Origin of the sequence: Devosia sp. A16, assembly GCF_001402915.1 — a bacterium.
In the GTDB taxonomy this organism is placed as follows: domain Bacteria; phylum Pseudomonadota; class Alphaproteobacteria; order Rhizobiales; family Devosiaceae; genus Devosia_A.
The window spans coordinates 4,929,444-4,952,405 of sequence record NZ_CP012945.1; the positions used below are offsets into that span (position 1 = coordinate 4,929,444).

Annotated in this window: 24 protein-coding genes; 11 read left to right on the forward strand and 13 right to left on the reverse strand. The window is 64.9% G+C overall.

What is annotated here, in order from left to right; genetic code table 11:
* Nucleotides 1–7: 7 nt before the first annotated feature.
* The 5 genes from APS40_RS23810 to APS40_RS23830 form a co-directional block, all read right to left on the reverse strand.
* Nucleotides 8–400 (reverse strand): type II toxin-antitoxin system VapC family toxin, encoded by a 393-nt coding sequence (locus APS40_RS23810; protein ID WP_055049405.1) that lies wholly within the window; start codon nucleotides 398–400, stop codon nucleotides 8–10.
* Nucleotides 400–642, reverse strand: a complete 243-nt coding sequence (locus APS40_RS23815) for a type II toxin-antitoxin system VapB family antitoxin (RefSeq protein ID WP_055049805.1) — start codon at nucleotides 640–642, stop codon at nucleotides 400–402. Before APS40_RS23815 ends, APS40_RS23810 begins: the two co-directional genes overlap by 1 nt.
* A 202-nt stretch (nucleotides 643–844) precedes the next feature.
* Nucleotides 845–1,828 carry an IS110 family transposase gene (locus APS40_RS23820; RefSeq protein WP_055047656.1) on the reverse strand — a complete coding sequence of 328 codons (984 nt, stop codon included), beginning with the start codon at nucleotides 1,826–1,828 and terminating at the stop codon, nucleotides 845–847.
* Between the two features lie 362 nt (nucleotides 1,829–2,190).
* Entirely contained in the window at nucleotides 2,191–2,556 is a 366-nt protein-coding gene (locus tag APS40_RS23825; protein ID WP_055049406.1) for a VOC family protein, read from the reverse strand.
* A 13-nt stretch (nucleotides 2,557–2,569) separates the two neighbouring features.
* Nucleotides 2,570–3,541: an alpha/beta fold hydrolase gene (locus tag APS40_RS23830; protein ID WP_236884170.1), complete on the reverse strand. Its 972-nt coding sequence runs from the start codon at nucleotides 3,539–3,541 to the stop codon at nucleotides 2,570–2,572.
* A gap of 138 nt (nucleotides 3,542–3,679) precedes the next feature.
* On the opposite strand from APS40_RS23830, the gene APS40_RS23835 reads away from it, so the two are divergent.
* Entirely contained in the window at nucleotides 3,680–4,336 is a 657-nt protein-coding gene (locus APS40_RS23835; protein WP_055049407.1) for a TetR/AcrR family transcriptional regulator, read from the forward strand.
* Nucleotides 4,333–4,842 (forward strand): GFA family protein, encoded by a 510-nt coding sequence (locus tag APS40_RS23840; protein WP_055049408.1) that lies wholly within the window; start codon nucleotides 4,333–4,335, stop codon nucleotides 4,840–4,842. Before APS40_RS23835 ends, APS40_RS23840 begins: the two co-directional genes overlap by 4 nt.
* Nucleotides 4,843–4,862: 20 nt before the next feature.
* Here APS40_RS23840 and APS40_RS23845 read toward each other — a convergent pair whose 3' ends face one another.
* The 5 genes from APS40_RS23845 to APS40_RS23865 all read right to left on the reverse strand — a co-directional run bounded on the left by APS40_RS23845 (nucleotide 4,863) and on the right by APS40_RS23865 (nucleotide 8,594).
* Nucleotides 4,863–5,435 (reverse strand): DUF4360 domain-containing protein, encoded by a 573-nt coding sequence (locus APS40_RS23845; protein ID WP_055049409.1) that lies wholly within the window; start codon nucleotides 5,433–5,435, stop codon nucleotides 4,863–4,865.
* A gap of 30 nt (nucleotides 5,436–5,465) precedes the next feature.
* On the reverse strand, nucleotides 5,466–6,806 hold the full coding sequence (locus APS40_RS23850; protein ID WP_055049410.1) for a DUF4360 domain-containing protein: 1,341 nt from the start codon (nucleotides 6,804–6,806) through the stop codon (nucleotides 5,466–5,468).
* 55 nt (nucleotides 6,807–6,861) lie between these two features.
* Nucleotides 6,862–7,461 carry a DUF4360 domain-containing protein gene (locus APS40_RS23855; protein ID WP_055049411.1) on the reverse strand — a complete coding sequence of 200 codons (600 nt, stop codon included), beginning with the start codon at nucleotides 7,459–7,461 and terminating at the stop codon, nucleotides 6,862–6,864.
* A gap of 187 nt (nucleotides 7,462–7,648) precedes the next feature.
* A complete protein-coding gene (dksA, locus tag APS40_RS23860) occupies nucleotides 7,649–8,062 on the reverse strand; it encodes an RNA polymerase-binding protein DksA (RefSeq protein ID WP_055049412.1) in 414 nt (137 codons plus the stop codon).
* Nucleotides 8,063–8,177: 115 nt separating this feature from the next.
* The gene (locus APS40_RS23865) at nucleotides 8,178–8,594 is read right to left on the reverse strand and encodes a flagellar assembly protein FliX (protein WP_197279397.1); all 417 of its coding nucleotides are present in this window, start codon (nucleotides 8,592–8,594) and stop codon (nucleotides 8,178–8,180) included.
* A gap of 219 nt (nucleotides 8,595–8,813) precedes the next feature.
* Here APS40_RS23865 and APS40_RS23870 point away from each other — a divergent pair, with 219 nt between their 5' ends.
* From APS40_RS23870 to flaF, 9 genes are all read left to right on the forward strand, one after another.
* Entirely contained in the window at nucleotides 8,814–9,938 is a 1,125-nt protein-coding gene (locus APS40_RS23870; RefSeq protein ID WP_082434753.1) for a flagellar basal body P-ring protein FlgI, read from the forward strand.
* Entirely contained in the window at nucleotides 9,938–10,285 is a 348-nt protein-coding gene (locus APS40_RS23875) for a rod-binding protein (protein ID WP_055049414.1), read from the forward strand. Before APS40_RS23870 ends, APS40_RS23875 begins: the two co-directional genes overlap by 1 nt.
* Nucleotides 10,285–10,755, forward strand: coding sequence for a hypothetical protein (locus tag APS40_RS23880; protein ID WP_055049415.1), 471 nt, complete (start codon nucleotides 10,285–10,287; stop codon nucleotides 10,753–10,755). Before APS40_RS23875 ends, APS40_RS23880 begins: the two co-directional genes overlap by 1 nt.
* A gap of 148 nt (nucleotides 10,756–10,903) precedes the next feature.
* Nucleotides 10,904–11,227 (forward strand): hypothetical protein, encoded by a 324-nt coding sequence (locus tag APS40_RS25100; RefSeq protein ID WP_156343064.1) that lies wholly within the window; start codon nucleotides 10,904–10,906, stop codon nucleotides 11,225–11,227.
* A gap of 250 nt (nucleotides 11,228–11,477) precedes the next feature.
* The gene (locus APS40_RS23885) at nucleotides 11,478–12,938 is read left to right on the forward strand and encodes a flagellin N-terminal helical domain-containing protein (RefSeq protein WP_055049416.1); all 1,461 of its coding nucleotides are present in this window, start codon (nucleotides 11,478–11,480) and stop codon (nucleotides 12,936–12,938) included.
* A gap of 244 nt (nucleotides 12,939–13,182) precedes the next feature.
* Nucleotides 13,183–14,643: a flagellin N-terminal helical domain-containing protein gene (locus tag APS40_RS23890; RefSeq protein ID WP_082434635.1), complete on the forward strand. Its 1,461-nt coding sequence runs from the start codon at nucleotides 13,183–13,185 to the stop codon at nucleotides 14,641–14,643.
* Nucleotides 14,644–14,817: 174 nt separating this feature from the next.
* Nucleotides 14,818–16,635, forward strand: coding sequence for a flagellin N-terminal helical domain-containing protein (locus APS40_RS23895; protein WP_055049418.1), 1,818 nt, complete (start codon nucleotides 14,818–14,820; stop codon nucleotides 16,633–16,635).
* Between the two features lie 150 nt (nucleotides 16,636–16,785).
* A complete protein-coding gene (flbT, locus tag APS40_RS23900; protein WP_055049808.1) occupies nucleotides 16,786–17,172 on the forward strand; it encodes a flagellar biosynthesis repressor FlbT in 387 nt (128 codons plus the stop codon).
* On the forward strand, nucleotides 17,162–17,533 hold the full coding sequence (flaF, locus tag APS40_RS23905; protein ID WP_055049419.1) for a flagellar biosynthesis regulator FlaF: 372 nt from the start codon (nucleotides 17,162–17,164) through the stop codon (nucleotides 17,531–17,533). Before flbT ends, flaF begins: the two co-directional genes overlap by 11 nt.
* Nucleotides 17,534–17,610: 77 nt before the next feature.
* Here flaF and APS40_RS23910 read toward each other — a convergent pair whose 3' ends face one another.
* From APS40_RS23910 to APS40_RS23920, 3 genes are all read right to left on the reverse strand, one after another.
* Nucleotides 17,611–19,113 carry a hypothetical protein gene (locus APS40_RS23910; protein WP_055049420.1) on the reverse strand — a complete coding sequence of 501 codons (1,503 nt, stop codon included), beginning with the start codon at nucleotides 19,111–19,113 and terminating at the stop codon, nucleotides 17,611–17,613.
* A 13-nt stretch (nucleotides 19,114–19,126) separates the two neighbouring features.
* Nucleotides 19,127–20,974, reverse strand: coding sequence for a flagellar hook-associated protein FlgK (gene flgK / locus APS40_RS23915; protein ID WP_055049421.1), 1,848 nt, complete (start codon nucleotides 20,972–20,974; stop codon nucleotides 19,127–19,129).
* Between the two features lie 71 nt (nucleotides 20,975–21,045).
* Nucleotides 21,046–22,800: a flagellar hook protein FlgE gene (locus APS40_RS23920; RefSeq protein ID WP_055049422.1), complete on the reverse strand. Its 1,755-nt coding sequence runs from the start codon at nucleotides 22,798–22,800 to the stop codon at nucleotides 21,046–21,048.
* Between the last annotated feature and the right edge of the window lie 162 nt (nucleotides 22,801–22,962).

A 22,962-nucleotide genomic window follows, 5' to 3' on the forward strand; every position in this document is an offset into this window, starting at 1 on the left:
CAAGAGGCTACTCGATATCCGTCCGCGCAAAGTCGTTGCCCTTATAGAGCAGCGGGACCTTTCGGTTCTTTGCACAAGCGTAGGACAAGCAGTCTGCGAGGTTAAGCTGCGCAGGATGTCCTCTGCCTTTGCCGTATTCCGCGAATGCCCGCACCGCCCGATGTCCGTCATCGGCATCAATGGCGACCACATTGATTCCGGAGTGGCGCAACAGCTCGTTGATCGAGGTCTCAGCGTCTATCGGATCGACACCCAGCTTGGTTGAAAGCCGCATAGCGGCCTCCAGTACAACCAGGGCGCTGGTGATGAGAACCCGCTCCTGCTCAAGCCGCCTGGCCCACTCGCCTGCATCGTCTTCCTCAGAAAGCAGCGCCACCAGCACCGAGGTGTCGACGAACATCAGGAGTGACCCCACATCTCGTCGATCTCATCCTTGCTCATATCACGTCCACTGAACTTGCCCTTCGCTCTCAGCCGGCCGGCAATGTCTTTGACGCGCTCCTCCAAGGGGATGCGAGACTGTTCGACTTTCAGTTGCGCCTCGAGCGCGTCGATAACCGCCTCGGTCAGCGAGACGCGCCGCCTGTCCGCCAATTGGCGAGCCAACCGATGTGCGCGCGGATCTCGAATTTGCAGGTTCATCACGACACTCCTGTCAATACAGAGTATCATATCTGTCATGACAGCGGCAACGACAAGGGCGCAAAGGAGGCAGTCGGCGCCTTCGACGACAACCGCGAGGCGGCCTAGGAACTGACCACCCGACGAGGAAGAAGTGCGATGGCGCACCGCCCGCGCAAAGTGCGTCCCCTCGCCCCTCTGGGGAGAGCATCTGTGTTTGCGGTCAAGCAGTTTCGGGTTGGTTGGGCTCCCAGCGACGGTTCTGGGTGAGCAGGGTGTTTGCGAGCACGACAAGCTTTCGCATCACCGCTGTGAGGGCGACCTTGGGCGGTTTGCCGGCGTTGCGCAGGCGCTGGTAGACGGCCTTGAGATCTGGATTGTAACGGGCGGCGCTGAGGGCGGCCATGTAGAGGGCGTTGCGTACCTGCATTCGACCACCGCGGATGTGGCGTTGCCCCAGCCTGCGACCGCTATCGTCGGCAATGGGTGCCAAGCCAGCAAGCAGGGCAGCGGCCTTGGCCGAACACCGGCCCAGTTCGCTCAGTCCGGCCAGCAGCGCGGCAGCAGTGATGGCGCCGATGCCGGGGATGGACAGCAGGATGGCATAACGGCCGGCCAGCCCGGGATCGGCCTTGATCAGTTGCTCGATCTTGGCCTCGAGGCGCTGCACATGGCCCTTGAGGCTGGTCAGGCGGCCCCTCAGTTCGGTCTTGAGGAACGACACCGTGGCCTGCTCCAGCCGGTTGCCCAGTGCGATCGCCTCGGTGCGGGCGGCAGTGTAAGCATTCACCAGTTCCTGCAACTGCTCGAGCTGCTGGGGCACCGGCTGGTTGGGCTGAGGAGCAAGGCTGTGGCCCATGACTGCCAACAGTCGCGCATCGATCCGATCGGTCTTGGCCAAGACCCCACACGCCTCGGCGAACAGCCGTGCCCGCAGCGGGTTGATCACCACCACCCCATAGCCCCAGGCACTCAGTGTCCGGAACGCCAGCCGGTGATACTTGCCGGTGGCTTCCAGAACCACGCGCTCAAGCTGCAGCCCCAGCTCGTCCAAGTGCCGCCGCAGTCGGCGTAACCCGAGCGGGGTGTTGGCCACCCGCCAACTCTGACCGCCAGGATGCAGATAGACATCCAGCCAGTCTTTACTCACGTCGATCCCGGCATAAACTGCCAGCGCGCTGATTGTGGACTCAACCTTGCCTTGCATGCGGGACTTGCTCCCCATCATCTGTTCAGGACCAGCGACACGGACAAACGGACCAAGCTCTCCCGCGGCTCAAACCAAGGGTCAGACGGTCCCGTCCATCCGGTCCCGGCCGGTCGCCACCGACCGGGACCGCCTACTCTGTACAGAGTCGGCTGCAATCAACATGCAAGGGTCAGGGTGAGGGGGCGCCAAGCGCACCGGTCCACCAAGTACCAGCCAACACTATTTGCCACCTCCGGATTGTACGACGCCCACACCGAGCCCTCAGCGCGCTTGGCACCCCTCACCCCAGCCCTCTCCCCAGAGGGGCGAGGGGGCGCGGTGGCACGGACAGTGCAAAAGTGTGGCCCCCGGAGAAGGGCTCAATGACTGCCGATCACCATTCGGTTGCCCTCGCTGTCACGGAACTCGGCCACGATCCGCCCGGGTTGCCAGGGCGCCTCGCTGGGTTCGGTGATGATCTCGACGCCACTCGCGCGCAGTCGTTCGATCGTGCCCACGACGTCGGCGTCCACCAACACGAGCACCGGCTCGGGCGATGGCTTGTCGTCGGGGCGGCGGAGGAAGTGCAGCGAAGTCCGGGCGCCGGGAAACCTGACCTCCACCCAACGCCAGCCGTCGGCGCCCATCGGCGCGTCAGACGCAACCTCGCAACCGAGCTTGTCGACATAGAAGGCAATGGCCCGATCCTGGTCGAACACCGGCAGTTCGGCGAACTGGATATGCATCGGCGTGTCTCCGTCAGTTGGCGAACGCGGCGTCGAGCGCCTCGGCGAAGGCGGCAGCCTGCGGCCCAAAACCCATATGATCGCCGGGGAACCTCGTCGGCGCGATGCCGAGCTTGTTGCTGAGCGCCAGGCTCATCTGTTCGATCGGCTGGCCGGCCGAGGCCTCGCCGATGGCCACTACGATCCGCGGAGCACCTGCCTTCAGCGTCGCCACATCGGGCACGTAGAGCGACAGCGGCATCATGCCGTGCTTGAGCCAGTACTCGAAGTTGCCGCTGACCCGGGCGAAGGTCTCGGCCTCTTCGGGAGGCATCTCGAACTCCGGCGGCGCCTCGGCCACTGCCTCGCCCCCATCGTCCAGCCCGTTCATCGCGAAGAACATCCCCATCGCTGCGTCGACGCCATCCCGGACATAGGTGTCGTAGAGTGCCTTGTCGGCGGCGACCGCCTCGCTGGGGTCATCCAGCAACATCATCGAGGGCGGCTCATGCGCCACCAGCGCCTGTACTGCTTCCGGGTGCCGCGCCGCCAGGTTGAGCCCGATCTGCGCGCCGCCGCTGGTGCCGAACACGAAGGCCGGGCCGTTGCCGATCGCTTCGATCAGCGCAACTGCATCGTCCGCCTGCTGGTCCATCAACAGGGGCGCTGTCTCGCCGTCGAAGTGCGAGCGTGAGTTGCCGCGCGGGTCATAGGTCACCACCCTGTAGCGGTCCGCCAGCAGCTGCGACAGCTCGGCAAATACGCCGGCATCCTGCGGGCCGCCGGGGATGACCAGCAGCGTCGGTCCGCTGCCCCGCACTTCGTAATAGAGGGTCGCGCCTGGAACCTTGAGGGTGGCCGGCTTGGCAGCATTGGTCATCGAAACGTCTCCTGCGATCTGGTTTTCGGCATCGGGTGTGGTTGCGGCTTCGGCCAGCGCCACGGGGATCGGCAGGGCAAGCGCCCCGACCACCACAGCTGCCATCGCCAGACGTCGCTTCGGCATTTCAACTCTCCCTTCGGTTCCCGGGTGGCCCAGCCACGATAGAACTGGACCGTCCAGTTCCGTCTGTTGCAAGAAACTAGACTGTCCAGTACTGTCATGTCAATCAGGGCTGTGGACGTTTGTGGGAGCGGCGGATCGATGGGGCTGGACGGCAACGAACACACCGACGTGGAAAGCGATGGTCGCTCGGCGCGCAAACGCCGCGCCATCCTCGATGCTGCTACCGAGGTGTTCCTCAGGAGTGGCTACCTCGGAACCAACATGGATGAGATCGCCGCCCTCTCCTCGGTTTCCAAACAGACCGTCTACAAGCACTTCTCCAGCAAGGAGGCGCTGTTCGTCGAGATCGTCGGCGGCATGACCACCGGTGCCGGCGACGTGGTGCACAACGACGTCGCACAGCTCGCTGAAGGCGAGGATCTCGCGGCCTACCTGGTCGAATATGCCCTGCGGCAGCTCACCGTCGTCTTGACCCCACGCATCATGCAGTTGCGCCGCCTGGTGATCGGCGAAGTGACGCGCTTCCCCGAACTGGCCCGGGTGCTCTATGAGCGCGGGCCCGCCCGCGCCATGAACATGCTTGCGGCGGTATTCGTCGGCCTTGCCGAGCGCGGGCTGCTCGAGATCGACGACCCGGCGGTTGCGGCCGAGCACTTCAACTGGCTGATCATGTCGGCACCGCTGAACCGGGCCATGCTGCTCGGCGACGACGCCATTCCCTCCCCCGCAGAGCTCCGTCGCAACGCCGAAGCCGGCGTGCGGGTGTTTCTCGCCGCCTATGGCACGCAACGATGAGCGAGCCGCTATCGCGCGTCGCGCGCTGCGCCTGTGGTAAGGTCGAGTTCGAACTGAGCGGCGCGCCGCTGATCAGTGTCGTCTGCCATTGCGACGACTGCCAGGCCGGCTCGGCGATGATCGAGGCCCTGCCCGGCGCACCCAAGGTACTCGATGCGGGCGCCGGCACGCCTTATGCACTCTACCGCAACGACCGGCTGCACTGCACCAAGGGCGACGAGCTGCTCGAGGGGTACAGTCTGAAGCCCGCGTCAACCACCCGGCGCATGGTCGCCCGCTGCTGCAACTCAGCCATGCTCGCGCGCCTGGATCCGATCCTGCATTGGACGCCGATCTATCGCGATCGCATCGTCCCGCCGGCGGCGCCGCTCGAGATGCGCATCCAGACGAGGTTTGTGCCCGCTGGCGTGTCACTGCCCACCGATCTGCGCGCCCACGGCGGAATCCCGCTGACTTTCGTCGTCCGGATGGTGGCGGCCAGGCTCGCCATGCTGCTCGGCCGCTGATTGCCGCGCCTCTGAGCCGTTCAGCAGTCCTTCCAGCGCAACCGGTAGACGATCGCCGTCTTGACCTCCTGCGACCGGATGCTGGCGGAGGCGGCCTGCCCGCCTGACGCCCGGACCAGCAGGCTCGAGTTCGTCCGCAGCGTCACGCCACCACCGCAGGCCGACCAGACCAGCGCCGCATCGCTCGACACGCTGAAGCGGCCGGTCTGCGGTCCCTTGAAGTTGCGGCTGAACACCGGACCGCTGCCGCCGGCGAGGAACTGCTCGACCCTGAACTGCGAGGTCGCCCCTGCCGGCAGTCGGTTGTAGCCGGTAAAGGTCACGGCAATCACCGCGACGCTCTTGCCCGCCGGCACCTTCACCGGGATCGACAGGCTGCAGGCCTTGCGGTCGAACCCCTTGCCGCTCGCCCCCCCGGCGGCGACCTGATAGCGATCGAAGCGGATGCTGATGCTGTCATTGCCGGCGACCACCGTGGCGGTCCCCGCCGGGCAGCCGGGTCCGCCATAGGAGGGTTTTCCCAGCTTCGGGGCCGCCGCCGTTGCCGGCAGGCTCAGGGCGATCAAGGTCAGGGCCAGCAGCCAGGTTTTCATCAAGCTCTCCAAGCGCGCGGCCCCGCCGCGCTAAAACTGCAGGCTGAACGTCGTGCCCGCCTGCACATGCGTGCCCGACACAGCGCCGCTTGAGCCCTGCGCGAACACTCCCAGCGTCGTCGAGGGCGCCAGGTTCCAGCCCAGGCGCGCCCCGTATTCCGCAAACAACTCGCTCTGCCCCTCGACGGAGATCGGACCGACAAACGCGACGTCCGCCGCGACCGCATCATTGGCAAAGGTGTGGCCGAGCGCGGCATTGAGCGTCAGGTCGATGTCGGATGTGAGGGCACTGGTCCAGGCAGCGTCGGCCTTCACCGTAGTGAAGCTGTCGGTGGCATCGTCGAACCTGGCGGGAAACAGGTTGTCCTCGCTGAACGTCTCGCTGTAACCGTCGACACTGAGCCAGCTCTGGGACAGCGTGCCGGTGAACGCGATCTGGTTGCTCGGGTCGGGAGCATAGAGCGCGCCGCCTTCGAGATAGAGCCCGACCAGCGAGCCCGAGGTATTGGAATGGATGGTGGCGCCATCGGCCGAGCCGTCGTCATAGTGGCGCGCGAAGCCGAGCGACATGCCCGGAGCGGCGTTGACGCCCGCGGCGCCGAACAGGCGGATGCCGCCGCTATCGGGCTGCAGGTATTGCGCCCGGCCGCTGAAGAGGAGGCCATCCGCACTCGACCCGCCGACCGACTGTCCGAACAGCGCCGCGCCGCCATCGACCGAAAAGCCGTCGCCCATGTTGAGGTGGCCGGTGGCCCCGACGGCATGCGAGCCGACCGCGCCGAGCAGCGCCACGTTATCCGGGCGTTCGATCGGCTGACCGGCGCCGACCAGCAGCCCCGCGGTCGCATTGAGATGGATGACGATGCCGGTGCGCCCGGTCGCGATGTCGCCGATGGAGCCTAGGACCGATGCCAGGGTGGTGCGGCCGACCTCCAGGTAGTCGATAGTGTCGAGCGTGGCTGCCGACGCCGGATCGAGGCTCTCCAGCGCGAGGCTGATGTCGCTGGCGATGTCGCCGTCGGCGTTCGAGCCGACATAGCCGGTATGGAGAAACGGGTCCGCCGAACCGGGAATGACGGTCACGTCGGCGCCGCCGCCCTGGCTCACCGCCAGCGTTCCTGTGTCCCCTTCGTTGACGAAGCCACGGTAGTCTGCCTTGTAGACCGCGAAGGTGTCCTGCGGCAGCAGCGTCGGCGCCACCAGATTGCAGGTCGCGCTTTCCGCGGGCGTCGCAACGAAGACGTTGAAGATGACGCTGATCACGTCGCCATTCTCGGTGACGCTGGTTTCGCCCGGCGGGCAACCATCCGCTGCCAGCGCGCCGGCTGACATCAGAAGCAACAGCGGGGCGGCGGCGAACGGGATTCTCATGTCGTCACTCCAGAGGATCGGAGGGGTGGGCACCACCCCTCCGCAGGAGCTGTGCTTAGCACTTCTTCCATTGCAGCTGGTAAACGATGGCCGCGCTCACATCCTCGGAGTCGACCGTCGCCAGCGCCTGCTTGTTCTGCTTGGTGGCGACGCGGATGCTCGAATTGGTGCGCAGGTTCACGTCGGCGCCGCAACCGGACCACACGGTGGTCTGGGCCGTCAGCTTGTTCTGGATCAGGTAGTCCTCGTCCTTGGGACCGGTGAAGGTCTTGCTGAAGGTCGGGCCGCGCGCGCCGGCGAAGAAGTACTCGACGTTGAACTGCGAGTTGGCGCCGGCCGGGAAGTTGTTGTAGCCGCGATAGTCGATCGCCAGCACCGAGACGCTCATCCCCTGCGGCACATGCACCGGGATGGCGATATTGCAGGCCTTGCGATCGAAAGTTTTGCCGGTGTCGCCGCCCGCTTCGACCACGTAGGAATCGAACAGCAGGCTGAGCGAGGTGGCGTCGGGGCTCAGGGTCGCCGAAACGCTCCCACCCGGGCAGCCGGTACCGCCATAGCCGGGTGTGCCCAGCGTGATGGCCTCCTGCGCGTGCGCCATGGAAGTGAATGACGCAGCGGCGACGAGCGCGGTGATGGCGAGGAGAGATTTCATTTGAGCGGCCCTTGCTGGAATCTGCGGCGGACATGCCGCAGTTACCTCAGGCTAGCGGCGCGTGCCTGACTCCGGGGTGAGTCAGGCGTTCATCTCCGGTTCAGATTCGAGCGCGGCGGACCCGCCCAAACGAAAAAGGGCCCGCGCTGGCGGACCCTTCAAGCTTGTTTCCGGCGCCCGCGGCGACCTATTCGTCGCGGTACACCTTCTCGCGCCGCTCGTGCATTTCCTGGGCTTCCAGCGAGAGCGTGGCGATCGGCCGGGCGTCGAGACGGGCAATCCCGATCGGGTCGCCGGTTTCCTCGCAATAGCCGTAGGTGCCGTCTTCGATCCGCTTGAGCGCCGAGTCGATCTTCGAAATCAGCTTGCGCTGCCGATCGCGGGTGCGCAGTTCCAGGGCCCGATCGCTCTCCGAGGATGCGCGGTCTGCCATGTCCGGATGGTTCTGGCTTTCTTCCTGCAGGTTCTCGAGCGTTTCGCGGCTTTCCCGAAGGATCTCTTCCTTCCACCGCTCCAGCTTCTGCCGGAAATACTCCCGCTGGCGCGGGTTCATAAACGGCTCGTCCTGAGTAGGTCGGTATTCAAGAACTTCAGTCGACATTCTGACTCGATTCCAAAACGCCCCTAATGGCCGGCCTTATAGTGGCGCAGGGGCATGCTTCGCAAGCTTTCAAAAGCTTGGTGATCAATCCGTGAGCGGAGAGCCGCCAACTGTGTCAGGCGGGAAACAGTCCGCGCTTGGCCAGCTCAACCCGTGCCCGGAGCTCGATCTCGTCGAGCAATGCGTCCAGCCCGGGCTCCGATCGCTCCCGCGCCTGGCTCAACACAGCCATGAGCTGGTTGAGGCGGCCCTCGGCCATCCGCCCACCCAGGAGGTCGCCGCGCAGCCCCTCCAGCGTGTCGATCAACTGGTTGCCGCGCCGCACCATCTTGCGCCGCTTGAGCAGCGGGTCCTCGACGGCCTGCAGCGCCAGCAATGCGTCAAGCGAGGTGGCTGCGGCAATGGAGGCGGTCGGCCGCGCCTCCTGGGCCTGCGGTCCCTGCCCGATCTCGAACGCCACGCCGGACGCGCCGCGACCGGACGCCGAGCGCCCCGCCACATTGCCTACCCGCGCATTGTTCTCGATCCGCACCGGACTCACCCGCCCTGCTCGCTGCCCGGCAAAATCTGCCGCCAGCAGTTAAGCAAACGTTAATGCGCCCGGCAGGACTTGCCCATCGACGCCAGGCGCCACGCTTCCGTCGAGAGCATTATCGAGCAAAATCAAACATTTGTGGAGTTTGGCACGGTTCTGGCAACGCTCCCGGCAATCGCGGTGCATGGGGATGTGCCGCTTTCCGGGGACTACCAGATGGCCAAATTCAACCTGAAGCGCGCCTTGCTTGGTCTGATGACCGCCTTGCTGCTGCTGCCGCAGCCAGGCGTGAGCTTCGCCGCCGCCGCGCGCATCAAGGACGTCGTCAACATCGAGGGCGTGCGAGACAACCAGCTGGTCGGCTACGGCCTGGTGGTCGGCCTCAACGGCACCGGCGACGGCCTCAACAACTCGCCCTTCACCAAGCAGAGCCTGCAGGCCATGCTGGAGCGGCTGGGCGTTAATACCCGCGGCGAGAGCATGCGCACCGGCAATGTCGCAGCGGTTATGGTGACAGCCAACCTGCCGGCCTTCTCGACCCAGGGCTCCCGTCTCGACGTCAACGTCGCCTCCTTGGGCGATGCCAAGAGCCTGCAGGGCGGAACCCTGCTGGTGACGCCGCTGCTCGGCGCCGACGGCGAGGTCTACGCCATCGCCCAGGGCTCGGTGACCATCAACGGCTTCTCGGCCGCCGGCGATGCGGCCTCGGTCGTCTCGGGCGTCCCGACCACCGGCCGCATTTCCTCGGGCGGGCTGATCGAGCGCGAGATCGGCTTCGTGCTCGGCGCGCAGCGCTCGCTGCGTCTGGCGCTCCGCAATCCCGACCTCACCACCTCGCGCCGCATCGCGCTCGCGATCAACGATTTCATCGGCGTGCCCTGCGCCACGCCCGAGGATCCGGCGACTATCCGGCTCAACCTGCCCCGCAACTTCAACGGCAATATCGTCGACCTGCTCACCGACATCGAACAGCTGGTCATCGAGACCGACCTGCCGGCCAAGATCGTCATCGACGAGAACTCCGGCATCATCGTCATGGGCAAGGATGTGCGCGTCTCCACCGTGGCCGTGGCCCAGTCCAACCTCACGGTGACCATCGCCGAGAGCCCCACGGTGGTGCAGCCCAACCCGCTGAGCCTCGGCCAGACCGCCGTCGAGCCGCGCACCGATCTCTCGGTGAACACCACCGACAGCAACCTCGCGGTGGTGCCGGAATCGGTGAGCCTGCAGGAACTGGTCGATGGCCTCAATGCGCTCGGCATCAGCCCGCGCGACCTGATCGCCATCCTGCAGGCGGTGAAGGCCTCGGGCGCCTTGCAAGCCGACATCGAGGTGCTGTGATGCTGAGTTCCCCCGCCGGGCTGGGCTATGCCGGCCAGAGCCGGTCGACCACCCTTGCGCCCGCACAGGTCGGCCATCTTCGCGAGCAGGCAAAGGACCTTGAGGGTGTTTTTCTCAACACCTTGATGAAGGAGATGTTCTCCTCGCTCAAGACCGACCATAGCGCCATGGGCGGTGGCTTTGCCGAAGAGACCTGGCGCGGCATGCAGGCCGAGCAGATGGCGGACGTGTTGGCCCGCTCCGGCGGCGTCGGCCTCGCCGATGCCCTGCTGCCCGACCTCATTGCGGCACAGGAAGCCGCCCAGAACGCCATTCCGACCACACGAACCAGCGGAGCGCTGAAATAATGAATGCTGCTGCCGAACGCCTCGCGGCTCTCGATACCCTTCCGGCTGCCGAGCTCTGCGGGCTCGCCATGGAGACGCTGGAGAACCTGGTGGTGGTGCTGAACCAGGAGACTACCCTGCTCCGCGCCGGCCGTGCCCGCGACGCCGGAGAACTCACCGCCGAAAAGACGCGGCTGGCGCAGGACTATATGGGCTTTGCCCGATCGGTGCAGCGCCAGTCGGCGCGATTGCGCGCCGAGGCGCCCGAATTGGTCGATCAACTGCTGAACGGCCATGATCGACTTGCAACGCAGATGGCCGAGAACCTGCGCGTCATTGCTACCGCCCGCTCGGTCACCGAGGATCTGCTGACCGATGTCGCCCGCGCGATGAGCGCCAGGGCCCGCCCCCGGACCTACGGCGCCACTGGAGAGCTCGCCGGGCAACCGCCACAGATCGCCAGCGGCGTATCGATCAACCGCGCCCTCTAGCCCCGCCGGCCGGAGCGGCTCGCCGCTCGCCGAACGGAGAGGCGCTTCGCATCCCTACAGTTTTCGGCAAATTGCCACGGCCGGCGAAAGCTGCCTGCAAGCCTCGGCCGGCACTATTCCGATTGATTGACAATTGGGATTGCCGGTCATGAGCGCCAGAATAGCGCCCGAACCGATCAACACGGGACTGGGAGCCGTTGCGGATTACCGTTCGCGGACGCTGCTTGGCGATTCCCGCGCCGGCTCGGACCAGGCCGACGCACCGCCGCCCCCTCCTCCGCGCCCGGGCCAGCCACAGTTGCTGCCGCCCCTGCCCACTCCTCCGCCGCCGCCGGGCTCCGCCTTTGCCGCTGCCCTGCTCTCGGGCCAGCTACCGCCCAAGCCGACCAGCGATCGAGAAATCCTGTTGCGCCTCGGCAGCGCCGACTTGCCGGCCCAGGGATCGCTCGCCTTGCACGACCGGCTGGTCTGAGCACACGATTCTGCCCCGCGCGGCACGCGGCTCCCTAATACCGTAACCATCCCACGCTGCCCGGCAGAACTTGCCGGAGCGAAATATTCCTTAATCTTCACAAGGCCTTACGACCTACGAAAAGCGATCGCGGAACAGAAAATTAACCGCACCGGGCAGCATTCCGTTAACCATTCCTAAGCCGGCGGCAGCTACGATCCCTCCCAATCTCAGGACGAGATTATTGATCTAGCCAGAAGGGATTCCACCCATGCCGGAAGTTAACCTGTCAAAGGCGGTTCGCTCGAACCTCCTCAGCCTGCAGTCCACCGCGGCCTCCATGGCCAAGACGCAGGAGCGTCTTGCCACCGGCCTCAAAGTGAACACGGCGCTCGACAACCCGACCAACTTCTTCACTGCCGCGTCGCTGAATAGTCGTGCGTCCGACATGGCAAACCTGCTGGACTCGATGTCGAACGGCATCAAGACCATCGAGGCCGCCGATAACGGCCTCACCTCCATCACCAAGACCGTGGAGTCGATGCAGTCGGCGCTCCGCCAGGCGCGCCAGGACAAGTCCTTCAAGACCATGTCCTACAGCCTCGACGCCGCCGCGATCGGCACCGCAGCGGTAAAGACGATCTCGTTCGAAGGTGGCGCGGTTGGCACCACCCCGACCAGCGTCGACCTCAACACCGTCTCTGCCGCTGCAACACCCGCGACCCTCACCGGCTCGGTGGCCGTGGCCGACGATACCGCGCTGCAAGCGTTCGCCGGCCAGACGATCACGCTGACCTCGGGGACCAACACCACGAGCTTCGCGATCACCAACACCTCGACCAAGGCTCAGCTCGAGACCGCGCTGTCGGCTGCCGGCTTCACCGCCGCCTTCGATTCGGGCACCGATGAGTTGGGGATCACCCGCGCTGACGGCGCCAACTTCACCGGGTCGGGCGCCGCGGCGACCAGCCTGGGCGTCGCCGCCACCTCGTCCGACGGCGTGGCCGCGGTCACCGGTGCGGTCAAGACGGTCGATGCGCTGGTGCAGGAGATCAACTCCAACACCTCGCTGAAGGACAAGATCCGTGCCTCGAACGACAACGGCAAGCTGCGCATCGAGAACCTGTCGACCGAAGAGCTGACCGTCAACGGCATCAGCTCGAGCGGTCAGGTCGACGGCGGCACGGGCACCGGCGATATCGGTGGCAACACTGTCCGCAAGAACCTCGTCACCCAGTTCAATGAACTGCGCGACCAGCTCGACAAGTTCGCTGACGATGCTTCGTTCAACGGCATCAACCTGCTCCGCGGCGACAAGCTCAAGCTGACGTTCAACGAGACCGGCACCTCGACCATCGACATCCAGGCCAAAAACGAGAATGGCGACCCGATCGCCATCAACAACACCACCTTGGGCATCGAGCACGTCGTCAACTCCGACTTCGACGCCGACTCCAAGCTCGACGCCAAGCTGGAAATCCTCGGCTCGGCACTGGGCAAGCTCCGCTCGCAGGCCTCCTCGTTCGGTTCGAACCTGTCGATCGTGCAGAACCGCACCGACTTCACCAAGAACATGATCAACACGCTGGAAACCGGCGCCGCGAACCTGACCTTGGCCGACACCAACGAGGAAGCGGCGAACCTCCTCGCCCTGCAGACCCGCCAGCAGCTGTCGTCGACGGCCCTGTCGATGGCTTCGCAGGCCGACCAGGCCGTGCTCCGCCTGTTCTAGGCGCGACGCTAATGAAGACGATGAAGGCGGGCCTCGGCCCGCCTTTTTCTTTGCCGGCAGCGCTTCCGTATCACTTCGAAGCATGGAGCAAACCGCTCGTTAACTTTGCGTTCAATGGCATCGGCGGCCTTCAATTCACGCGACGAACTTAAGACTTCTTTTGCGGGTCCGGCACGATGATCCGGCCACGTCTCAGGAGAGACGGCCTTAGTAACTGAGTACGGACCCAGAAAGGGCCTCCAAAATGGCTGATGTAAATCTGTCAAAGGCAGTTCGCTCGAACCTGCTGAGCCTGCAGTCAACCGCCTCGTCCATGGCCAAGACGCAGGAGCGTCTCGCCACCGGTCTCAAGGTGAACTCGGCGCTCGACAACCCGACTAACTTCTTCACCGCCGCATCGCTGAATTCTCGTGCTTCGGATATGGCGAGCCTGCTCGACTCCATGTCCAACGGCATCAAGACCATCGAAGCCGCGGACAATGGCCTGTCGTCGATCACCAAGACCGTCGAATCGATGCAGTCGACGCTCCGTCAGGCGCGCCAGGACAAGTCGTTCAAGACCACGTCCTACGCACTCGACGCGACGGCTATTGGCACGTCTTCGGTCAAGACCCTGTCGTTCGAAGGCGGCGCCGTCGGCACCTCGCCGGTCAGCGTCAACCTGAACACGACCTCGTCTGCTGCAACCCCGGCAACCCTCGCCGGTTCGGTGGCTGTTGCCGACGATACCGCACTGCAGGCCTTTGCCGGCCAGACGATCACGCTGACCTCGGGGACCAACACCACGAGCTTCGCGATCACCAATACTTCGACCAAGGCCGAACTCGAAACGGCCCTGTCTTCGGCCGGCTTCACCGCCGCCTTCGACTCGGGCACCAACGAGCTCGGCATCACCCGCGCCGACGGCGTCAACTTCACCGGTTCGGGTGCTGGCGCAACCAGCCTCGGCGTGGCGACGACGTCGACCGACGGCGTGGCTGCCGTGACCGGTGCGGTCAAGACCGTTGACGCGCTCGTTTCCGAGATCAACTCCAACTCGTCGCTGAAGGACAAGATCCGCGCCTCCAACGACAACGGCAAGCTCCGCATCGAGAACCTCTCGACCGAAGAGCTGACCGTCAACGGTGTTGGCTCGGATGGCGAAGTCGATGGCACTTCGGGCACGTCGACGATCGGCGGCAACGAGGTCCGCAAGAACCTGGCCAAGCAGTTCAACGAACTGCGCGACCAGCTCGACAAGCTGGCCGATGATGCCTCCTTCAACGGCATCAACCTGCTCCGTGGCGACAAGCTCAAGCTGACGTTCAACGAGACGGGCACTTCGACCATCGACATCCAGGCCAAGGATTCCGATGGCGACGCGACCTCGATCAACAATACGTCGCTCGGCATCACCACCGTTGCCGACAAGGATCTCGACAGCGACGCATCGATCGACGCCAAGTTGAGCACGCTGGGCGACGCCCTGGGCACCCTGCGTTCGCAGTCTTCGGCCTTCGGCTCGAACCTGTCGATCGTGCAGAACCGCCAGGACTTCACCAAGAACATGATCAACACCCTCGAAACCGGTGCGGCGAACCTGACGCTTGCCGACACCAACGAGGAAGCGGCGAACCTTCTCGCCCTGCAGACCCGCCAGCAGCTGTCTTCGACGGCTCTGTCGATGGCCTCGCAGGCCGACCAGGCCGTGCTGCGCCTGTTCTGAGACGTCCGACCCAAGACAAGACGAAGGCGGGCTCCGGCCCGCCTTTTTCTTTGCGCTGGACTGTTTTCGTCCGTCGTTTAACCCCTCGTTTCCGATTGGGACGCGATAGATGAAGCACAGTGACTAGCCGGGCCCCAGGATGCGGGCATTTAGACAGACCAGAAGGTTTGTGACGTGGCTGACGTAAACCTCTCCAAGGCGGTTCGCTCGAACCTGCTTGCGCTCCAGTCGACGGCCGCTTCGATGGCCAAGACCCAGCAGCGCCTCGCCACCGGCCTCAAGGTCAACTCGGCGCTCGACAACCCCACCAACTTCTTCACCGCCGCTTCGCTCAACAGCCGCGCCGGCGACATGTCGAACCTGCTCGACTCGATGTCGAACGGCATCAAGACCATCGAAGCTGCGGATAACGGCCTGAGCGCGATTACCAAAACGGTCGAGTCGATGCAGTCGACGCTCCGCCAGGCGCGGCAGGACAAGTCGTTCAAGACCCAGTCTTTTACCTTGGACCCTGCCCGCACCGGCCTGCTCGAGTTTACCGGTGGCGCCGTTGGCGGCGCCGCCGTCGGTGTATCGCTGGGCAGCGCCGCTGCGGTGCAGTCGACGTTCGCCGCCAGCGCCGATTTTACCGCTCCAGGCGACGGCTCGGTATCCTTCGCCTATGCGCCCTCGGGCGGCACCACCTTCGGCGCGTCCGACGAGATCACCTTCCAACTCGACCAGACGGGCCCCTTTGCGGTTTCCTGGAACGTCAGCATCAGCTTGGCGAACCTTCCGGGCTATGGCAACGGAGACAACACCATCGACGATATCGATGAGTTTACCGACATCCTGCACGGGACTTTGCTGGCCGATGGTTACGCGACCTCCGTGACCAATGACGGCACCAACATCATCATCGCCACAACCGCTGGTCCGGGCAGCAAGCTGACGATCGGAGCGGTCAACGGCGACGTCGACGGCGGCGGATCCATCAACAGCACCTTCGGCATGGCACCGGTCGCGGGCAACCCGTCGGCGCCGATCACCATCAGCAACGGCACGACCACGGCCAGCATCAATCTGACATCTGCCAACGCGGCGACGATCGGACAGGCCCGCAGCTACATCCAATCCGAACTCAGCGCGCAGGGTGTAACGGGCATCACCGTCGGCGGCTCGGGCAACCGCATGGACCTCCAGGGCGCGGCCGACGGCTCGAACACCGTAACAGTCGGCGGCGCCGGAGCGGCAGCAATCTTCGGCACCTCGGGCACGCAAACCGCAGGCGCCACCGCGGGAAGCTATCCGGTCGACCAACTCGTCCAGTCGATAAACAGCAACTCGGGCCTCAAGGACAGGATCCGCGCCTCGAACGACAACGGCAAGCTCCGCATCGAAAATCTCTCGACCGAGGAACTCACCGTCCACGGTGTCGGCTCCGACGGCGAGATCGACGGTACTTCCGGCACCGCCGATATCGGCGGCAACGAAGTGCGCAAGAACCTGGTCAAGCAGTTCAACGAGTTGCGCGACCAGCTCGACAAGCTCGCCGATGACGCTTCCTTCAACGGAATCAACCTCTTACGCGGCGACAACCTGAAGCTGACCTTCAACGAGACCGGCACCTCGACCATCGACATCCAGGCCAGGGATGCCGACGGCGATCCCACCTCCATCAACAACGCCACGTTGGATATCGCCTCGGCCGTATTCGCCGATTTCGACAGCGACGCCGCGCTCGATGCCCGTCTCGGCAAGCTCGGCGAAGCGCTCGGCAAGCTCCGCTCGCAGGCCTCGGCCTTCGGCTCGAACCTCTCGATCGTCGAGAACCGCAACGACTTCACCAAGTCGATGATCAACACGCTGGAGACCGGCGCGGCCAACCTGACACTTGCCGACGCCAATCAGGAAGCCGCCAACCTTCTCGCCCTGCAGACCCGCCAGCAGTTGAGCTCCACAGCCCTGTCGATGGCATCGCAGGCCGACCAGGCGGTGCTGCGCCTGTTCTGATCGACACTCCGGCGGCTGCACTTGTCGCACCGCCGGCGATCCTCCGTGGCGCCTGCGCCATCCTCGCCTCCGCCCTCGCCCGGTAGCGTTTTGGTGAGGTGCGGCATGCAGTATGCTGGCTTCACGGAATCATGGAATCGAGCCACCGACATGTCGCTAAAGGTCGAGTTGAAGCCGGGCGAGCGCCTGATCGTCGGCAACTGTGTCATCACCAATTCGGATCAGCGCACCCGCCTGTTCATCGATGGCAAGGCGCCAATCCTGCGGGAAAAGGACATCCTGACTTTCGAAACCGCCGACAGTCCCGCCAAGCGCATCTACTTGGCCGTCCAACTGATGTACATCCATGAAAACGTCGAACGACTGACTCAGGACTACTTTCATCTGGTCAACGACATCATCACCGCAGCGCCATCAACCATCCGCATTGTTGACGAAATCAATAACGAGATATTAACCGGCTCCCTGTACAAAGCGCTCAAGGCTGCGAAAAAGCTGATCCAGTACGAACAGGAACTCCTCGGCAATGCAGAATAGTGCGGCGCTCGCCTACCAGCAGGTAGGCAGGCAGACGGTCAATCCTCGTCTCCTCGAGGCCAACCTCCTCTCCCGAGCTGCCGGCCAGATGCAGCGTGTGCGTGACGACTGGGAGAACGAGCGGCACGAGTTGACCGCCGCCCTGATGTTCAATCGCAAGCTGTGGACGGTGTTCCTTGGCTCGGTCACCGGCGAGGAAAGCCAGCTGCCCAAGTCGCTGCGCGAGAACATCGCCAATCTCGCCCTGTTCGTCATGAAGCAGACCATGACCATCCAGGCCGAGCCTTCGGCCAACAAGCTCACCGTGCTGATCAACATCAACCGCGAGATCGCCGCCGGACTGCGCGCCGGCCAGAGCTGAGCCGTTCCTCCGGACCGGAAAACGAAAAGCCCGCACTTCGCGGGCTTTTGCATCTTCTGGCCATATGGATACGGCGGCTATCTCATGTAGTTGACGAGCGACAGCTGGCTCAGCAGCGCCGTTGTCTGGTAGCTGGCTTCGAGTCGGGTCTTCAGCGCCAGGATCTCCATGGCGATGGTCTCCGTGGGCGCTGCCTCGATCTGCTCCAGCATGTTGCCCAGCTGAGCCGAATGCGCCGTGTGCCGCTCGGCGATCGAACCGGTGGTGCTCTGCGCTAGCCCCAGCTCGACCGTAATGGCGGCCAGCGAGCCCGGCTGATTGTCCTTGGTGTCGGCCAGCCGCGAGGCGTTGCGCGACATCATCGAGGTGTAGCGCTCCTCCGAGGTCGGGTCGCTGTCGGGGAAATCCTGCACGGCCACCGCCGCCAGCGTCTGGATCAGGTTGAGAAAGCCGCTCTCGTTGGCCTGGACCCCATAACCCACGGTGGTCCCCTCACCCACCCGCGCCGTCACCGTGTTGCGGGGATCGGCGCTGTCCTCGCCGTTGTACCAGAGCATCGTGTTGGCGGTGGTGCCGGCGATCAGCCCGGTGGCGCTGTCGAACGGCGGCCCGTCGACCCGCATCACCGGCTGGCCCTGGCCGTTGAAGAAATTGCCGGCCGCCGCATAGGCCGAGGCCGATACCATCTTGGTCTCGGCCAGGTGCTTCACCGAACCGGTGAGGGCTGTGCCGAAGCTTGCAGCGGTGGCATCGGCGTCGGCGCCGATCTGGAACTCGCCGTCGCCTGGCGTACCCGTAGTGGCGGTCAGAACGATCTGCTCCTCGGTGCCATCCGGCAGGGTGAAGCTCACCTGCACCTTGTCGCCGGCGGTCGGAAGCGGGGTGCCGAACTGCACCGTCAGCGCCGGCGGTGGGCCGCCGCCGGGCGCCGTCACCGCGATATTTGCCGAGGTCGTGGTGATGCCTGAGAGCTTCATGCCGAATACGGTGTTCTGCTCGCCCAGCGTCACCGTGTCTGTCGCGGTCGTGACGTCGAGCCGTCCCAGGTGGTTTGCGCCCAGATCAGCGAGTTTGCGTTCGCCGACCACCTGCTTGAACCCTGCCCGAGCGCCGACGCCGTTCATCAGTTCCGACGGCGTCGCCACCGGCTTGCTGTCGGTGCGGTTGCCGCCGAACATGTAACGGCCGGCGATATCGGTGTTGAGCAGCGTCAACACCTCGTCGAAGCGCGATTGCGCCAGTGTCGGGGTGGTCTGGAAGTTGATGCCCGAGGTGCCGCCACCTCCCGAGATCGCGCCGGCGCGCGCGTCGGATTCGATCTTGTCGAGCCGGCTCATCACCGTATCCAGCACTTCGAGGCGGAGGTTCACCGTCGAGATCGACTGCTGATAGCCATCCATGCGCGCCATGCGCTGGCGCAGCGCCAGGTCGAAATACCGGTCGGAGCCCATCTCGGCGAGGGTCGAGGCCTTCTCGCCGCTCGCCAGCTGGGTCTGCAGCTGGTCATAGCGCGCCTTCATCGCGGTGATGTTCTTGATGCCGTTGGCGAGCGGGAACATCGTCTTGCCCACTGAGGTCATGCCGTTGGCTCCTTCACAGCTGCATCAGGGCGTCCATCAGTTCCTGCACCACGCTCATCACCCGCGCATTGGCGGCGAAAGCGTTCTGCAGTTCCATCAGGCGTGCCATTTCTTCGTCGACGTCGACGCCGTATTCGCTGTCGAGCCGCTGCGTCAGGGCATCCAGCGTCATGTCTTGGGTATCGCGGTCCGAGATCGCGGCGGCCGCGGCGTTGCCCTGGAAGTTGATCGTCTGCGAGATGATGTCGGCAACCGTGCCGCCCAGGCGGAAGCTGGCCGTGGTGCCGCTCGAGCCCTGCGCGCCGGCGAAGCGCATGCTATCGAGATTGCTGACGATCTGATTGAGCCGGTCCTGGTCGCCCAGCGGCGTGGTGCCGGTATATTGCACCAGCAGTTTGTTGTCGTTGACGATCGCCTGGTTGACGCTGATGCGGCCGGCGAAGCCGAGCTTCTGGCCGACGCCGTCGAGGCTGTCGGTGAAATCGGCATTGTTGGTATCGACGAACAGCGAGAAGCCGAGACTGCCGTTCTGAACGCCGGTGGCCGTAGTACGGGTCGAAAGCGACAACATGTCGGTCGTGCCGGCAAGGCCGTCGTCCATGATCCGCAACGTTGTGCCCGAGGGGCTGCTGACCGACAGGCTGGTGCCGAGCCTGCCCTGCAGCTGCGTGGCGATCGATGGCGCGCCGCTCGAGAAATCGAGCCCGATCACCCGCGCGCCGTTGGCATCGACATAGTCGAGCGGCAGCTTGGTGGTGTCGTCGACGCGCATCACGCGCACCGTCTTCTCGGCCCCGCCCTGCAGATACTTGAAGGTGAACTCGTTGCCGTTGCGGACATCCGCCAGATCCACCTCGTAGCCATTGGCGGGGCCCGAGGTCACCTGCGTGCCCGCCGTGACATTGGTCGACATCGCCTTGGCCAGCGACGAGGCGATTTCGTCCAGTTGGTCCTGTGCCTGCACCAGCGACTGGTCGCGCAACTGGATCAACCCGGCCAACTCGCCCGAGCTCAGGACGTTCTGCTTCACCAGGTCGATCTCGAGTCCGGCCGGGGTCATGATGGTGAGCTTGCCAACCCCGCTCACCGCATCGTCCGGGCTGAAGCGGGAGCTTGCCGACAGCGCGCCGGCGCTTTCGTACTGGAACACCGAGGCCTTGACGTCGAGGATGCCCACCCCTGAGCGGGTCATCAGCGATACCGTACCGTCGCTGCGATAGCTTACGCGCAGGTCCATCTGCTGCGACAGGCTCTCGACCAGCCGGTCGCGCTGGTCCATCAGCGTGGCGCGCGATCCCGGATCGATGCCCTGGTCGGCCAGCCGCAGGTTGACCTTCTCCAGCGATTGCAGCTGGTTGTTGATGGTGTCGACGCTGTTTGAAAGGCGCGCCTCGGTCTCCTGCCGCAGCGACTGGATGTCCGACGTCATGCGGTTGAGCGTGCCGGCCAGCGCCTGCGCCTTCTGCACCAGGTCGGCGCGGTTGGCGTAACTGTCAGGGCTGGTCGCAGCCGCAGCCAATGCGCTTTCGAAACCATTGTAGGCGCTGTCGATCGAGCCGGTCGTGCCGGGCTTGCCGAACAAGGTCTGCACCCGGTCGAGGAAGCTCGCCTTGACGCTGGAGAACCCCGACTCCGCCGTCGCCCGCGTATAGTGCTGCTGCAGGCTCTGGTTGAAGGTGCGGGTCAGCTGGCCCTCGCGGGCATAGGTGGAGTTGACCCCCACCGAGTCGATGACGCTGACCGACCGCCGATGATAGCCGGGGGTACCGGCATTGGCGACGTTGTTGGACAGCGTGTCGAGCGCGTTCTGCCCGACGCGCATACCGCTCAGCGCGTTGCTCAGGGTAACCGAAAGCCCCATTCCGTCTTACTCCAGCCTCGACCCGGGTCGCCGCGGCCAGGCCGCGACGCCCCCATGCATCACCCCCACGGTCAGCGGACCATGTTCAGCGCTTCCTGCAGCATCTGGTCGGCCGTCGAGACGATCCGGGTGCCGGCGGCATAGGCTTGCTGGGTGATGATCAGTTTGGTGAACTCCTCGGAGATGTCGGTGTTGGACGCTTCGAGCGAGGAGCCAATGACGCCCCCATTGTCGAGCAGCGGTTCGCCCGATTCCGAGGTCGCCGCGAACACGCCGCCATCCATCCGCTTGAGCGCGTTGGCGGCATTGAAGTTGGCGGTCACCACCTGCGCCACTTCGAGTTGCTGGCCGTTGTTGTAGGACACCACCACGCGACCATTGTCGTTGACCGCGACCGAGACGTATTCGCCTGCGGCATAACCGTTCTGGTTCAGCGTCGTCACTTCCGCCGTCCCGTTCGGATCGGCGAACTGGGTGAGCCCGTTGGCGCCATGCTGCAGCCGCACGTTGCCGACGGTGACGCCGTTGACGGTGAGGCCCGGCAGGTCGGTGTATTCCACCGACGGGCTGGGCGAGCCGTCAGCGCCGAACGTGTAGTCGCCGCCGACGCGGGTCCATGCCGTGCCGGTGCCGGTCGCCTCGGAATTGGTGAGGATGAACATGTTCCACCGCTCGGCGCCGCCATTGGCGGTCGAGTTCACCTTGGCCCAGCGCATCTGCACGTTGGCCGGAGCGCCGTTGCCGGCATAGACGGTGATCGCGCCGCCGGAGATCGACTGCGCCACGAACTTGTCGGCATCCGCCGCGCTGACCGTGTTGACGCGCGCCGCCAGTGCCGTCGCCGGCGAAACGGTCGGGCTGATGGTCCCGTCGGCGAGGTTGAAACCGGTGGTCGAGGTGCCGGTGGTGTTGTCGGTGACGGTGACGGTGTCGCTGGCATTTGCCGCCGTCACGGTGATCGCGCCCGCCGGGTTGCGGGCCAGCGTCACGCCGCCCGGCAGCAGGCCCTGGATCGCCGTCAGCATCGCGTCGACATCGGCATAGGCAGTGATGTCGATATCGTTGCCGGAGCTGCCGCCGCCGCTGATGAAGTTGATCACCGTGGCGGGGCCGCCATTCACCGACACGCTGAGCGAGTCGCCCGCCGCCGCAATGGTCGAAGGCAGGGCCGTGCCCGTGGTGGTGGCGCCCGAGAGGGTTGCCGGGGTGTCCGGGGTCAGCGACAGGAAGTCCTGCGCCCTCAGCAGCTCGCTACCCGGCGCCTTGGACGCCTGGTAGGCCGCGGTCTTGGGCAACTGCGGCAGGTTGAGTTCGTAGTTGACGCGCGTCGTCTGCGCCGCCGGCAGGAACGAGTTCGAGACCCGCAGCACCTGCGGCACCGAGCCGGAAATGTTCTGCGTAACTGGATCGATCGGCAGGCCCTTCAGGTAGTAGCCCGCGCCGTTGACCAGGTAGCCGTTCTTGTCGAGTTCGAAGTCGCCACGACGAGTGTAGTAGCTGGCGCCCGAGAACAGCGTGTCCCCGTCGGCCTGCCCGATCGGCGGCTCGACGATGAAGAAGCCGTTGCCGTTGATGGCCATGTTGGTGGCGGTCGAGGTGCCCTTGACGTCGCCCTGCAGGCTGTTGGTGGAGCGCGACTGCGCCAGCACCGAGCCCGCCGTCTGGCGCTTCTGCGGGGCGTCGGGGATCAGGTCGACGAAATCGGTGTCGATGCGCTTGAAGCCGGTGGTCTGGCTGTTGGCGATGTTGCCCGAGATATTCTCGAGCGCGAAGGATTGGGCGCGTAGCCCGGTGACTGCGGTCGAAAGAGCGCCGTAGATGCCCATAGTTTGCTCCATACCCCCATTTGGCGTGCGGACACGCGGGTTCGGCCGAAGCAATGCAAGGTCGATGCCAGATCGGTTGATCCTTGAAATTGCTCGATTATTTTCCTTGGCCGTAACGGATGTGGCGACAAAGGGGCAAAAGAGTCCGGCCCGGGCGGCAAC

Excerpts from the sequence above, each read along its gene's own strand:
- APS40_RS23810 (WP_055049405.1), bottom strand. The coding sequence starts at position 400 with ATGTTCGTCGACACCTCGGTGCTGGTGGCGCTGCTTTCTGAGGAAGAC.
- APS40_RS23815 (WP_055049805.1), bottom strand. The coding sequence starts at position 642 with ATGAACCTGCAAATTCGAGATCCGCGCGCACATCGGTTGGCTCGCCAA.
- APS40_RS23820 (WP_055047656.1), bottom strand. The coding sequence starts at position 1,828 with ATGCAAGGCAAGGTTGAGTCCACAATCAGCGCGCTGGCAGTTTATGCC.
- APS40_RS23825 (WP_055049406.1), bottom strand. The coding sequence starts at position 2,556 with ATGCATATCCAGTTCGCCGAACTGCCGGTGTTCGACCAGGATCGGGCC.
- APS40_RS23830 (WP_236884170.1), bottom strand. The coding sequence starts at position 3,541 with ATGCCGAAGCGACGTCTGGCGATGGCAGCTGTGGTGGTCGGGGCGCTT.
- APS40_RS23835 (WP_055049407.1), top strand. The coding sequence starts at position 3,680 with ATGGGGCTGGACGGCAACGAACACACCGACGTGGAAAGCGATGGTCGC.
- APS40_RS23840 (WP_055049408.1), top strand. The coding sequence starts at position 4,333 with ATGAGCGAGCCGCTATCGCGCGTCGCGCGCTGCGCCTGTGGTAAGGTC.
- APS40_RS23845 (WP_055049409.1), bottom strand. The coding sequence starts at position 5,435 with ATGAAAACCTGGCTGCTGGCCCTGACCTTGATCGCCCTGAGCCTGCCG.
- APS40_RS23850 (WP_055049410.1), bottom strand. The coding sequence starts at position 6,806 with ATGAGAATCCCGTTCGCCGCCGCCCCGCTGTTGCTTCTGATGTCAGCC.
- APS40_RS23855 (WP_055049411.1), bottom strand. The coding sequence starts at position 7,461 with ATGAAATCTCTCCTCGCCATCACCGCGCTCGTCGCCGCTGCGTCATTC.
- dksA (WP_055049412.1), bottom strand. The coding sequence starts at position 8,062 with ATGTCGACTGAAGTTCTTGAATACCGACCTACTCAGGACGAGCCGTTT.
- APS40_RS23870 (WP_082434753.1), top strand. The coding sequence starts at position 8,814 with ATGGCCAAATTCAACCTGAAGCGCGCCTTGCTTGGTCTGATGACCGCC.
- APS40_RS23875 (WP_055049414.1), top strand. The coding sequence starts at position 9,938 with ATGCTGAGTTCCCCCGCCGGGCTGGGCTATGCCGGCCAGAGCCGGTCG.
- APS40_RS23880 (WP_055049415.1), top strand. The coding sequence starts at position 10,285 with ATGAATGCTGCTGCCGAACGCCTCGCGGCTCTCGATACCCTTCCGGCT.
- APS40_RS25100 (WP_156343064.1), top strand. The coding sequence starts at position 10,904 with ATGAGCGCCAGAATAGCGCCCGAACCGATCAACACGGGACTGGGAGCC.
- APS40_RS23885 (WP_055049416.1), top strand. The coding sequence starts at position 11,478 with ATGCCGGAAGTTAACCTGTCAAAGGCGGTTCGCTCGAACCTCCTCAGC.
- APS40_RS23890 (WP_082434635.1), top strand. The coding sequence starts at position 13,183 with ATGGCTGATGTAAATCTGTCAAAGGCAGTTCGCTCGAACCTGCTGAGC.
- flbT (WP_055049808.1), top strand. The coding sequence starts at position 16,786 with ATGTCGCTAAAGGTCGAGTTGAAGCCGGGCGAGCGCCTGATCGTCGGC.
- flaF (WP_055049419.1), top strand. The coding sequence starts at position 17,162 with ATGCAGAATAGTGCGGCGCTCGCCTACCAGCAGGTAGGCAGGCAGACG.
- APS40_RS23910 (WP_055049420.1), bottom strand. The coding sequence starts at position 19,113 with ATGACCTCAGTGGGCAAGACGATGTTCCCGCTCGCCAACGGCATCAAG.
- flgK (WP_055049421.1), bottom strand. The coding sequence starts at position 20,974 with ATGGGGCTTTCGGTTACCCTGAGCAACGCGCTGAGCGGTATGCGCGTC.
- APS40_RS23920 (WP_055049422.1), bottom strand. The coding sequence starts at position 22,800 with ATGGGCATCTACGGCGCTCTTTCGACCGCAGTCACCGGGCTACGCGCC.